This window comes from Corynebacterium sp. MSK122, from assembly GCF_030229435.2.
Classification (GTDB): Bacteria; Actinomycetota; Actinomycetes; order Mycobacteriales; family Mycobacteriaceae; genus Corynebacterium; species Corynebacterium marquesiae.
Genome location: NZ_JASPHV020000001.1, coordinates 147,071 through 159,076, shown reverse-complemented (window position 1 = coordinate 159,076; position 12,006 = coordinate 147,071). Strand labels below are relative to the sequence as shown.

General features: G+C 63.6%; 12 protein-coding genes. 6 read left to right on the top strand and 6 right to left on the bottom strand.

From position 1 onward, the window contains the following. Positions 1-32 precede the first annotated feature (32 nt). Positions 33-1,553, top strand: a complete 1,521-nt coding sequence (gene guaB / locus QP934_RS00775; RefSeq protein ID WP_005326824.1) for an IMP dehydrogenase — start codon at positions 33-35, stop codon at positions 1,551-1,553. Positions 1,554-1,560: 7 nt separating this feature from the next. After that, a complete protein-coding gene (locus QP934_RS00770) occupies positions 1,561-2,724 on the top strand; it encodes a GuaB3 family IMP dehydrogenase-related protein (protein ID WP_225745937.1) in 1,164 nt (387 codons plus the stop codon). 111 nt (positions 2,725-2,835) lie between these two features. On the opposite strand, the gene QP934_RS00765 is transcribed toward QP934_RS00770, so the two are convergent. Beyond that, a complete protein-coding gene (locus tag QP934_RS00765; RefSeq protein ID WP_337888051.1) occupies positions 2,836-3,207 on the bottom strand; it encodes a hypothetical protein in 372 nt (123 codons plus the stop codon). 33 nt (positions 3,208-3,240) lie between these two features. Between QP934_RS00765 and guaA the strand changes: the two genes are divergently transcribed. Then, on the top strand, positions 3,241-4,815 hold the full coding sequence (guaA, locus tag QP934_RS00760; protein WP_198492554.1) for a glutamine-hydrolyzing GMP synthase: 1,575 nt from the start codon (positions 3,241-3,243) through the stop codon (positions 4,813-4,815). A gap of 66 nt (positions 4,816-4,881) precedes the next feature. On the opposite strand, the gene QP934_RS00755 is transcribed toward guaA, so the two are convergent. Together QP934_RS00755 and QP934_RS00750 are read right to left on the bottom strand one after the other, a co-directional pair. Continuing rightward, a complete protein-coding gene (locus QP934_RS00755; protein ID WP_337888050.1) occupies positions 4,882-5,919 on the bottom strand; it encodes an HNH endonuclease signature motif containing protein in 1,038 nt (345 codons plus the stop codon). A gap of 137 nt (positions 5,920-6,056) precedes the next feature. Further along, complete coding sequence (locus QP934_RS00750; protein ID WP_198492556.1) at positions 6,057-6,476, bottom strand: hypothetical protein; 420 nt, start codon at positions 6,474-6,476, stop codon at positions 6,057-6,059. 130 nt (positions 6,477-6,606) lie between these two features. Between QP934_RS00750 and QP934_RS00745 the strand changes: the two genes are divergently transcribed. Then, positions 6,607-7,203, top strand: a complete 597-nt coding sequence (locus QP934_RS00745; RefSeq protein WP_419126569.1) for a hypothetical protein — start codon at positions 6,607-6,609, stop codon at positions 7,201-7,203. Next, positions 7,200-8,723: a DNA polymerase Y family protein gene (locus QP934_RS00740; protein WP_337888049.1), complete on the top strand. Its 1,524-nt coding sequence runs from the start codon at positions 7,200-7,202 to the stop codon at positions 8,721-8,723. Before QP934_RS00745 ends, QP934_RS00740 begins: the two co-directional genes overlap by 4 nt. Here QP934_RS00740 and QP934_RS00735 read toward each other — a convergent pair. Then, complete coding sequence (locus QP934_RS00735) at positions 8,720-9,277, bottom strand: hypothetical protein (RefSeq protein WP_419126528.1); 558 nt, start codon at positions 9,275-9,277, stop codon at positions 8,720-8,722. The genes QP934_RS00740 and QP934_RS00735 overlap by 4 nt on opposite strands. Positions 9,278-9,387: 110 nt before the next feature. Here QP934_RS00735 and QP934_RS00730 point away from each other — a divergent pair, with 110 nt between their 5' ends. Next, a complete protein-coding gene (locus QP934_RS00730) occupies positions 9,388-10,248 on the top strand; it encodes a sucrase ferredoxin (RefSeq protein ID WP_419126527.1) in 861 nt (286 codons plus the stop codon). Positions 10,249-10,279: 31 nt separating this feature from the next. Here the strand turns inward: QP934_RS00730 and QP934_RS00725 are convergent, their stop codons facing one another. Both QP934_RS00725 and QP934_RS00720 read right to left on the bottom strand, forming a co-directional pair. Next, complete coding sequence (locus tag QP934_RS00725; protein ID WP_049378924.1) at positions 10,280-10,960, bottom strand: methionine ABC transporter permease; 681 nt, start codon at positions 10,958-10,960, stop codon at positions 10,280-10,282. Next, entirely contained in the window at positions 10,957-11,994 is a 1,038-nt protein-coding gene (locus tag QP934_RS00720) for a methionine ABC transporter ATP-binding protein (RefSeq protein WP_049378925.1), read from the bottom strand. Before QP934_RS00720 ends, QP934_RS00725 begins: the two co-directional genes overlap by 4 nt. Positions 11,995-12,006: the final 12 nt, after the last annotated feature.

Genomic DNA, 12,006 nt, shown 5'->3' with positions numbered 1-12,006 from the left:
TTAGCCGCTAAACCTGTTAAGGAGAGACCTCGATGAGCGAGAACCGTATTCATACTGGTGGAGATGACCCGAACAAGGTAGCCCTGCGCGGCCTGACCTTTGATGATGTGCTCCTTTTGCCCGCCGAATCCAATATCGTGCCCTCCGAGGTCGATACTGGCGCGCAATTTACCCGCAATATCCGCCTCGGCGTTCCGCTTGCCTCGGCCGCCATGGATACCGTGACCGAGGCCCGCATGGCCATTGCCATGGCCCGCCAGGGTGGTATCGGCGTGCTGCACCGCAACCTGTCCACCGAGGACCAGGCCGAGCAGGTAGAGATTGTGAAGCGCTCCGAGTCCGGCATGGTCACCGACCCCATCACTGCCCGCCCGGATATGACCATCGGGGAAGTAGACGCGTTGTGCGCCCGTTTCCGCATCTCCGGCCTGCCGGTGGTAGACGAGGACGGCACCCTGGTGGGCATTTGCACCAACCGCGATATGCGCTTCGAACCTGACTTTGACCGCAAGGTCAGCGAGGTCATGACGGCCATGCCGCTCGTCGTTGCGCGCGAGGGCGTATCCAAGAAGGAAGCCCTCGAACTGCTCTCGGCCAATAAGGTGGAAAAGCTGCCCATCGTCGATGCGGATAATAAACTCACCGGCCTGATTACCGTCAAGGACTTTGTCAAGACCGAGCAGTACCCTAACGCGTCCAAGGACTCGGCCGGCCGACTGTTGGTTGCAGCCGGCATCGGTACCGGCGAAGAGTCCTATCAACGCGCCGCCGCGCTTGTCGACGCCGGCGTGGACGCCCTCGTCGTCGACTCCGCCCACGCCCACAACAACCGCGTGCTGGAAATGGTCGCCCGCGTCCAAAAGGATTTCGGTTCCAAGGTCGATGTCATCGGCGGTAACCTCGCCACCCGTGAGGCCGCCCAGGCGATGATCGATGCCGGCGCCGACGCCATCAAGGTCGGCATCGGCCCAGGCTCCATTTGCACCACCCGCGTCGTCGCCGGCGTGGGCGCGCCGCAGATTACGGCCCTGATGGAGGCCGCCGCAGTAGCTGGCCCGGCCGGTGTGCCGGTTATCGGTGATGGTGGCATGCAGTACTCCGGCGACGTCGCCAAGGCCCTGGCGGCCGGCGCCGATACCGTCATGCTGGGCTCCATGTTTGCCGGCACCACCGAAGCCCCCGGTGACATCGTGGTCTACCAGGGCAAGCAGTACAAGCGCTACCGCGGCATGGGTTCCATGGGCGCCATGCAGGGTCGCGGACTTTCCGGCGAGAAGCGCTCCTATTCCAAGGACCGCTACTTCCAGGCCGATGTCCGCAGCGAAGACAAGCTGGTTCCGGAAGGCGTCGAGGGTCGCGTGCCCTTCCGTGGCGATATCGATGCCATCGTGCACCAGATTATCGGCGGTCTGCGCGCCTCCATGGGCTATACCGGATCCGCCACCCTGGCCGAGCTAAAGACCAAGCGCTTCGTTCAAATCACCGCCGCGGGCCTGAAGGAATCCCACCCGCACCACCTGCAGCAAATCGCAGAAGCACCAAACTACCGCTAGGAATATCATGCGTGAATACGCCGAAATCGGCATCGGCCGCGAGGCCCGCCGCACCTTCGATCTAGAGCAACTATCCATCGTGCCGCAGCGCCGCACCCGTTCCTCCAAGGACGTGGACACCACCTGGCACATCGACGCCTATACCTTCGACATCCCCTTCGTATCCCACCCCACCGATGCGCTCGCCACCCCTGAGTTCATCATCGAGATGGGCAAGCAAGGTGGCCTCGGCGTCATCAATGCCGAGGGCCTGTGGGGCCGCCACAAGGACCTCGAGGGAGCTTTAGCCCGCATTTACTCGCAGCCGGGTGATAACTCCATCATCCAAGAGTTGCACGCTGCACCGCTTGACGACGCCCTCCTCACCGAACGCATCTCCCAAGTCCGCGACTCCGGAGTTACCGTCGCTGTGCGCGTTTCTCCGCAGAATGCGCGAGAGATGGCCCCAAAGGTCATCGCGGCCGGTGCCGAATTGCTATTTATCCAGGGCACCTTGGTGTCGGCCGAGCACGTGGCTACCGGCGGTGAGCCGCTGAACCTCAAGGAGTTCATTGGCTCTCTTGACGTTCCGGTCATCGCCGGCGGAGTCACCGACTACACCACTGCGCTACACCTGATGCGCACCGGTGCGGCCGGCGTCATCGTTGGCGCAGGCGTGACCACTAACGCCGAGACCGTAGGCATCGACTCGGCCATGGGCACCGCGATTGCCGACGCCGCCGCAGCCCGCCGCGACTACCTCGACGAGACCGGCGGCCGCTACGTACACATCATCGCCGATACCGAGTTTGAAAACTCCGGCAATATTGCCAAGGCCTTTGCCTGCGGCGCTGACGGCGTTGTTCTCGGCCCACTGCTGGCTCAGGCCCGCGAGGCCGGCGGCAAGGGCTGGTACTGGCCTGCCACGGCCGGCCACCCGCGTTTCCCACGCGGTTTCGTTCAGTTCTCCGGGGCCGATACCGACTTGGACGTCGATTTCCTCACCACCGGTACCCCGGCCGAAGCCACAGAAGAGTCGGCCACCCCGTCGCTGGAAACCGTGCTGCATGGCCCCTCCAGCGAGCCTTTCGGCCGCACCAACTTGGTCGGCGCGCTGCGCCGTTCCATGGCCAAGTGTGGCTACACCGACCTGAAGTCTTTCCAGAAGGTCGAACTCGCCGTTCGCTACTAATCCGTGCGAGAGTTTCCGACGCGGCTGTGCCTTCTTGGCGCAGCCGCGTTTCTTTGCCCTATTACTTCCTTCGCCGCTGAACAGATGCCAGGTGGCGAGGTAGGAGAGTGATTAGGAAATCAATTGCCAGCCGCCTTCGCGCCTCCACGTGGTCTTGCCCGCCGTTGGCCGCCATTGCCCTGCGTTGTGGATTGGGCACACGCGTACTCCCGAGGGATTGAGCTCTACAACCTTCTCTTCGCCGCTCGCGCGTAGAACCACCGAATTTTGCGCTACTTCTGGATGCCCCGCGCGCTCTGCCTGCTGCGTGCCGCACAATGGAACCCACTCATCCCACTCGCTTCCAAAGACTTCCGCGGCCGGAAGTGTCACCTGTTGCGGGCCTTGTTCATCCAGCGTAGACGCCACCTCCGCCGTAGTTGGGGTGGCGTCACAACCGCACAACAACAGGCTCGCGGCGAGCACAATAGCCAAGCGCTTCATAAGCTATCAGTTTAGTGGGTTAGACTATGGGACGTGACTAAGCCAAATACTACCCCGCGCCCCGTCCTCGTTGTGGACTTTGGCGCTCAGTACGCGCAGCTTATTGCCCGCCGCGTGCGCGAGGCCAAGATTTACTCCGAGGTTGTCCCTCACTCCGCGTCTGTGGAGGAAATCAAAGCTAAAGACCCCGCCGCGCTTATTCTGACGGGCGGTCCGTCCTCTGTCTATGCTGACGGCGCCCCGGCTCTGAAGCCGGAGCTGCTTGAGCTCGGCATCCCAGTCTTCGGTATCTGCTATGGCTTCCAGGCCATGAACCATGCGCTTGGTGGCACCGTGTCGTCGACTGGCGAGCGTGAATACGGCCGTACCGATATAAATGTCAAGGGCGGCGTACTTCATGAAGGCCTGGAGGCTACCCACAAGGTGTGGATGTCTCACGGCGATGCCGTATCTGCCGCTCCCGAAGGCTTTGAGGTTACGGCCACGTCGGCCGGTGCTCCGGTTGCAGCAATGGAGTGCCTAGACAAGAAGATGGCCGGCGTGCAGTACCACCCTGAGGTACAGCATTCGCCGCATGGCCAGGAGGTGCTTACCCGCTTCCTTACTGAGGTTGCTGGCCTAGAGCAGAACTGGACGGCCGATAATATCGCCGAGCAGCTCATTGCCGATGTCCGCGCCCAGGTGGGCGAGGAAGGCCGCGCTATTTGCGGCCTGTCCGGCGGTGTGGACTCCGCTGTAGCGGCCGCTCTGGTGCAGCGTGCTATCGGTGATCGTCTCACCTGTGTTTTCGTTGACCACGGCCTGCTGCGTGCTGGCGAGCGTGAGCAGGTAGAAAAGGACTTTGTCGCCTCCACCGGCGCGAAGCTGGTGACTGCCGATGAGCGCGCCGCCTTCCTGGATAAGCTGGCAGGAGTTAGCGACCCAGAAGCCAAGCGCAAGGCTATCGGCGCGGAGTTTATCCGTTCCTTTGAGCGGGCGGTTGCAGGCGTGCTTGACGACGCCCCTGCTGGCTCCACCGTCGACTACCTCGTCCAGGGCACGCTGTACCCGGACGTCGTCGAGTCTGGCGGCGGCGATGGCACGGCGAATATTAAGTCTCACCACAATGTCGGCGGTTTGCCGGATGACGTGGAGTTCGAACTGGTCGAGCCGTTACGCCTGCTGTTTAAGGACGAGGTTCGCGCCGTCGGCCGTGAGCTGGGCTTGCCAGAAGAGATCGTTAGCCGTCAGCCATTCCCCGGCCCAGGCTTGGGTATCCGCATTATCGGTGAGGTGACCGAGGAGCGCTTGGAGACGCTGCGCGAGGCAGACCTCATTGCCCGCACCGAGCTGACCAATGCCGGCCTGGATGACCAGATTTGGCAGTGCCCGGTCGTGCTGCTGGCCGATGTCCGCTCCGTCGGCGTGCAGGGCGACGGCCGCACCTATGGTCACCCGATTGTGCTGCGCCCGGTGTCCTCGGAGGACGCTATGACCGCGGACTGGACCCGTTTGCCTTACGAGGTGCTGGAGAAGATTTCTACCCGCATCACCAACGAGGTAAAGGACGTTAACCGTGTGGTCTTGGATTGCACCTCCAAGCCACCGGGAACCATCGAGTGGGAGTAAAACGGCAGGCGTAGAAGGCGCTCAGTCTAGTGCTGAGCGCCTTCTCGCTCGTTTTAGTGGTGGTACTTACTCGCGCGCGGTAAACGGTGGGCGCCACACAATGCGCCCGCCCACCCGCTCGAGGCGGCCGCGCCGAGGTGGGGCGTTGGGGTCATCGTCGTTGACGCCATTATGGTAGGCGCAGCACATGACCAGGTTTTTCATATTCGTCTCTCCACCGTTTCTCCAGGCTTTGAGGTGGTGGACTTGGGAGAGGTCGGCCGGTTGGTTGCAGCCCGGCCAGGCACAGCGTGGATTTTCTGCAGCGGCCATAATGCGTTGCTTGTCATTGGCCACACGTGCAGTCCGGTACAAGTTGACTGGGCCTTCTTCGGGGTGCACGAGCGTGACGTAGCCGGTTTCTTTATCGCCAGAAAAGCCGACGTCGTTGAGCACACGCCGCAAATATTCTGTGCCGGTGATGGTGGCGCCGTTGGTCAGATCGAGCTCGATATCATCGCCGCGGCCATTGCGGATGCGGATGAATTTGTCCAAGGGCACGATGGCATTAGTGACCACTTTTGCCCGCGCGGCTGCAGCTTGGTCAAAGAATATCTTTTCCACCGCCTCGAGCGATTGCTTTCCGGTCGCAGCCAGCGCGGCGTTGAGATCTGCGATGAAACTAGAGGTTCCGGTGATGGCCAGCGTCCAGTAGTCATTGGGGCGTCGGTAAGTGCGCACGCCTGGGGTTACGGTGTTGTCTTTCATCTCGCGCAGGCGCCGTCGGGCGTGTTTAAGGATATGGCTCATCGAGCCGGTCATCGCGCAACATTCCGCGCGAAGTTGCCAGGCCTGCTTCTTGCTGGGCGCGCGGTTAACAATGCGCTCTAGGGCGGTAAGCGTGGCAATGGAATGGGTGTTGCGGCGGGCGTCGGCAATAGCGCGGCGCTGCAGGCGCGTAAATTTGGTGCGGCCGAAGTAGCTTTCGCACAAAAGAAGCAGATCGGCGGCGATGGCATCGGGCGCGCCGCGGTCCATAAGCTCGGACCCAGACATGCCTTGGCACCCGGCAATGATGTCCATGCCGGGGCCCAAGGCGGTGAGGTAGGTCTCGAGTGCGTTCATGCCTGCAACGCTACGGCGCGCACCTTCACCGGTGCACGGCCGGCGCAACCGCTACAGCGAATTCTGTGGATAACCCGCCCCACCCCCGGCACTAGGGCCGGAAAAGCTGTGGATAACCCCGAAAAGTGTCGTATAGATTAGGCAAACGCGAGCCGGCGCGTGCCATCCACGTGGGGGAAGACGAAAAAGCTCAGCCCAAAGACCACTAGCCACACCAGACCGGCGCCCCAGGCGGGCAGGGCCACGATGGGTGCGAGCATCACCATAAGCCACAGGATCATCAGTGGCACGAGCTGTGCGACGGTGGGAACCAGAGCGACATTGCGCTTGTCGGCATAAGCGCGCATCGCGCGGCGGTAGGGGTGGGCAAAGACGAGAACGAAGGCCGCCACAAGGCATACGAGTGCCCCAACTAGTGCGGCAAAGATATGCGCGCGGCTAGCCAAGAGTGCCACGGCCGCACCGATGAGGATGGACGAGCCCAAGCGCACCCATGGCGGAGTGGGGATGGGGGTGGTGTGCTCGCGCATGGCGCTGTAGGCAGCGTTGAAGTTCATGCCGTTAAGGCTACCATTCGAACATACACTTGCATGTGTCCGGGTGAGAGTTCATACTATTTGGGTGAGTCAAACGAGCGTTCGCCTAGAAAAAGCGGTGACCGGGCTAAGCAGGTCAGACCGTGTGGCGATGCTGCGTACCCGCATGCGCGCTATGGAGCGTGGCTTGGAAGAAGAGCTGGTAGATACGCTCCCTAGCCTGGCACGCTTGCTTCCTGCAGGTGGGCTGGCGCGCCGGCAGGTGGTGCACTGTGCGAACTGTCCAGCGCTTATTGTGGAGCTTATCTGTCACCTCACCGCCCGTGGTGGGTATGTGGGAGTGGTGGGGTGGCCAGATCTCCTCCTCGCACAAGTGGCCGATAAGGGTGATATCGAACGCGTGGTAACCGTGCCGGATCCGGGCCTGGAATCTTGGATGGTGACGGGAGTATTGGCGGAAGGATTGGACCTTGTCATCCACCGTGGGCCGCCCGGCGAGGTGAGCCCCACCAAGGCTCGGCCGGTGCTGGCGAAGGTGCGCGGCGGGCGTGCGGCGGTACTCACGGTAGGAACCCGGCTGCCGGGTACGGCGGTGGGGATAGGGGCGCGGGTGAGTGCTTACCGGGGCGTCGGCAAGGGCAGTGGGCGCATTCGCGGTGTGGACATGGACGTGGAGGTGACCTCGAAGCAGGGGGTCTCGCGTGGGGTGCTTACGGTGGGTGAGCGCCGCCGGTTGGAGGCCGTATGAGGGTAGCGGCCGTGTGGTTTCCGGATTGGCCCATCCAGGCCGCCGGCGGGCAGGGCCCTATGGTTATTGCGCGCAACCACGCGGTGGCGGTGTGCGATAGAGAGGCGCGCCGGGCGGGGGTGCGGCGCGGGATGCGCCTGCGCCAGGCCCAAGCGCTGTGCCCCGAGGCGGCAGTGGTGGAGGCCAATCCGGACCGGGATGGCGCGGCGTTTGCAGAGGTTGCGGCTGGTTTGGACGCGGTGGCGTCCTCGGTGGAGGTGCTGCGCCCGGGCCTGGCGATTGTGGATGCGGGCGCGGCGCTGCGCTACCACGGGGAGAAAGCACTAGAGATGCTTGTCGACGCCTCTTCGTACGCCGGCTTCGACTCCACCCTCGGCGTCGCCGACGAGATTGCCACGGCCGTCATCGCGGCCCGGCATCGTGGTGTGGGCGCGGTGGTGCCAGAGGGCGGCTCGCGGGAGTTTTTGGCCACCCAGCCCATAGAGGTACTGGCGGCCGATGAGGCCTTGGGCTTTGAGGCTGGGTTTATCGCACAACTGGATAAGCTGGGTGTGCGGCGCCTGGGTGACTTGGCTGCGCTGCCGTTTAAGCAGGTAGCCACCCGGTTTGGCGAGCCGGGCCGGCGCGCGCACGAGCTGGCCCAGGCCCGTGCGGATAGGCGCGTGGCACCAGAGCTGGCGCGCCCAGACCTGGCCGTAGAAATGGAAGAGCGCATCGAGCGCGTGGACGCGGCGGCCTTCGCGGCCCGCCAACTCGCGGCCCGGCTGCATGCCCGCTTGGAGGAGGCCGGCAAGGTATGCCTGCGGCTGCGCGTGGTGGCGGAGTTTGGCACCGGTGAGGAGCTGGCGCGGGTATGGCGCACACAGGAAGCGCTGACGGAGCAGGCCACCGCGGACCGCGTGCGCTGGCAGCTCGATGGTTGGCTCACGCGCGCTACTGGTGAGGGTGCGGCCATTCGCCGCCTAGCGTTGGAGCCGGTGGAGGTTGCCGCCCCGTCCGCCACCGGCCTGTGGGGTGGGGAAGGTTCGCAGGAGCAGGTCAAGCGCGTGATCGCCCGCGTGCAATCACAGCTGGGGGTGGATCGTGTGCTGCAGCCGCGGGCGGTGGGCGGCCGCGGGGTGGCCGAGCGCATCGAGTATGTGCCCTATGGTGAGCAGCGCGACGCCCCGCCGGACGGCGAGTGGCCCGGCCGCATTCCCGCGCCCCTGCCCGCGCGGTTGGGTGGTGGGCCGAACCACCCGGCCGCGCGCATTCGGCTTGTCGACGCCGCCGAGCACCCCGTCTTCGTCACCGCTGAGGCACTTCTGTCCGGGGTGCCGGTGGCCTTGAGCTGGGGTGCGCGTCGTTTCCGCGTGCTGGGCTGGGCCGGCCCCTGGCCGGTGGATACGCAGTGGTGGACCGATACTCCACAGCACGTAGCGCGCCTGCAGGTGGTGGGCCAAGCCGACCACGAAGAGCATCAGCGGGCGTGGCTGTTGGTATGGTCCGGTGGCCGCTGGCGGGTTGAGGCGACTTACTAATTGCGAATATCGACCACGAGGCGGGTGGGGTTATTGAGCACCTGCACGGAATAAGGCTTGCGAGAGGTCATGCCGATGACAAATTGGCAGCGGCCCTCGTAGGTGCCGCCGTTGACCACTTGGGTGACAACTCCCTCCGTGGGGGCATCCACCACGCCGATGCGGGGGTCCTCCTTGCCGGCCTCGAAGGGGTAGACCACGCCGTCGATATTGACATTGAGTGCGGTCTCGCCGGAGTAATCAATGGTCTTGCCGGAGCCCTGCTGTGTGGGCGTGTCGGCGTAGTCCACGAACCAGCCGGGAGCGCCGCCGCCGTCGAGTTCGAAGACGACGCGCTCAAAGCCCTCGTGTCGGCCGATGCGCACGTCGGTCACCGTGAGCTCGGAGGGCGCCTGCGGCCGGAGGGTTTTCATCTCCATATTGGCCTGGCCCAGCGGATTGAGCTGGGAGTTATCCGCGGACGCGGCCATGGTGGTGCGGTCCGTCTCGTGGGCGGCGCAGCCGCTGAGAGAAGCAGCGACGAGAAGCGTTGCGGCGAGACGGACTTTCAACATGTCCCCTAGGTTATATTTTCGGTCGTGAACTGTATAGCTGAGGGGGTACTTCGTGGCCGAATTGTTGCCAAGGGTGTGAGCTGAAAAGCAGAAAGGTTAGGCTTAGGTATATGACCGAGTTCTGTTCAGATATCCAGGTAGAGCCGCTGCCAGGCACGGCGAAGAAGGAATCCGTCTATGTGCTTTTCGAGTGGCCGGGCGGATGGTCGCGAGACGTGCTCGACGGCGATACCTTTGGGCCGGAGCTCACGGCGCAGCTCAAGACCAAGCTGAAGGGCGTGGCGGGGCTGCAGCTTATCCGCCGGCCGGGCCGCGACGGCCGCCAGGTAGGCAAGATGCACCGCTGCTACCTGGTGTGGGCCGAGCAGGGCGTGATGGAACTCGTGCTGCTGACGGGCCCGGAGAAGATCCTCGATCTGGACCTGACCGGGCCTGGCCGCAATGGGGGCGGCGCTTTGGACACGCCGCTGGTGCTGGTGTGTACGCATGCGAAGCGCGATACGTGCTGTGCGGTCAAGGGCCGGCCGCTGGCCGCGGAGCTGGTGGCGGATTACCCAGATATGGTGTGGGAGACCTCGCACACGAAGGGGCACCGGTTCGCGCCGTCGGTCATGCTCATGCCATGGGCCTATTCCTTTGGCCGCATGAATAAAGAAGCCGCCGCGCAGATGATTGCGGCGGCGGCGAAGGGGAAGTATTTCTACCCGGTAAATCGCGGGCGCGGTATTTTCGGCCCGCGCGGCCAGGTGGCGGAGTTAGCGGTGGCCCGCTCGCTTATCAACGCCGGCGAGGACCTCTCCTATGGCCAGCTCACCGCCACCGACAGCGGCGAGGTCAGCCACGCTGACGGCCGGCGCTGGCGCGTGGCGCTCGAGGAGCGCGAGGTAGAAGGTGTGGTCTCCTCGTGCGGCGATGCGCCGAAGAAAGGCCAGGCCATCGTAGCGACCGGCGTGGAGCCGGTCGCGGGGTAGGCTGCGCGAAGGCGGCGTCGGCAAGCGGGGGCTAGCGGCGCATGACTTTGGAGGAGAGCCAGTTGCCGAAGAACTGCGCGGCCTGCACCAGCACGATGATGATGAGCGTGGCCACGACGGTGACTTCCCACTCGAAGGCGCGGTAGCCGTAGACGATGGCAAAGTCACCCAAGCCGCCGCCGCCGACGTAGCCGGCCATGGCGGACATATCCACGATGGCGATAAATAGGAAGGTGTAGCCCAGGATCAGCGGGCCGAGGGCCTCCGGAACGATGACGGAGGTAATGATTTTCCACGGCGAGGCACCCATGGAGCGGGCGGCCTCGATAACACCGGGGTCGATGGATACGAGGTTTTGTTCCACCACGCGGGCTACGGAGAAGGTCGCGGCGATGACCATGACGAAGGTGGCCGGTCCGCGGCCGATGGAACCGCCCATCACCATGACGGTCAGTGGCTGAGCAAAAGCCAGCAAGATGATGAACGGGATGGGGCGGACGAAGTTCACCAGCAGGTTGACTATGAAATAGACAAACCGGTTTTGCAGGATGCCGCCCGTGCGGGTGGTATAGAGCAGCATGCCCAGGCCAAGGCCGAGGATGCCGGAGATGATGAGGGTGGTCGAGACCATGATGAGGGTATCGACGATGGCCTCGGCTAGTGAAGGGCCGAGGCGGTCCCAGTTGGCTTGGGCGAGGGTGGTGACGGTCATCGTGCAATCTCCTCAATCTGGGTGGTGGTAGAAAGCGTGCGGTAGAACTCTTCGATGGCGTTATTATCGCCGCTAAGCCGCACAGTCAGCTTGCCAAAGGAATGCTGCTGCAGCGTGGTGATACCGCCGTGGACAACGGCGATAGACACGCCGGCTTCCTTGAGGCGGGCGGCGGCGGTGAAAAAGCCGGATTCCTCGGTGAGGTTGATGGTAAACAGGCGGCCTTCGTGCGCAAGCAGGTCGTCGGTTTCGACAACGTCGGGTTCGTTGCGCAGCGAGGTGGCCACGAACTTGGCGGCCACGGAGGTCTGCGGGTTGGAGAAGACCTCGTAGACGCTGCCTTGTTCCACTACGCGGCCGCTTTCCATCACGGCGACCTTATCGGCGATGGAGCGTACGACTTCCATCTCGTGGGTAATGACCACGATGGTGATGCCGAATTCCTTGTTCACCCGCCGCAGTAGGTCGAGGACTTCCTGCGTGGTGGTGGGGTCGAGGGCGGAAGTGGCTTCGTCGGCAAGCAGTAGCGAAGGGTTGGTGGCCAGCGCACGGGCAATGCCGACGCGCTGCTTCTGGCCGCCGGAGAGCTGCTCTGGGTAGCTCTTGCCTTTGTCTCCCAGGCCGACGAAGTCCAGCAGCTCTTGCACGCGCTTGGCGCGCTCCTGCTTGCCGACGCCCTGCAGCTGCAGCGGGTATTCAATATTGCCGGCTGCGGTGCGCGAGTTCATCAGGTTGAACTGCTGGAAAATCATGCCGATATTGCGGCGAATGCCGCGCAGCTTTTTCTCGGACATGCCGACGATATTGGTGTCATCAAGCAGTAGCTCGCCCGCAGACGGGGTGTCCAAACCGTTGATCATGCGCACGAGGGTGGACTTGCCGGCGCCGGAATAGCCAATGATGCCGACGATTTCGCCGGGCTCGATGGTCATGGAGACATTGTCGAGGGCTTTGACTCGTGCCTTTTTCTGTTTAAAGACCTTGGTGATCTCGCGGAACTCGATGCGGGTGCCGCGTTGAGTGGAATCTGCCACGTGTTTGCGTCC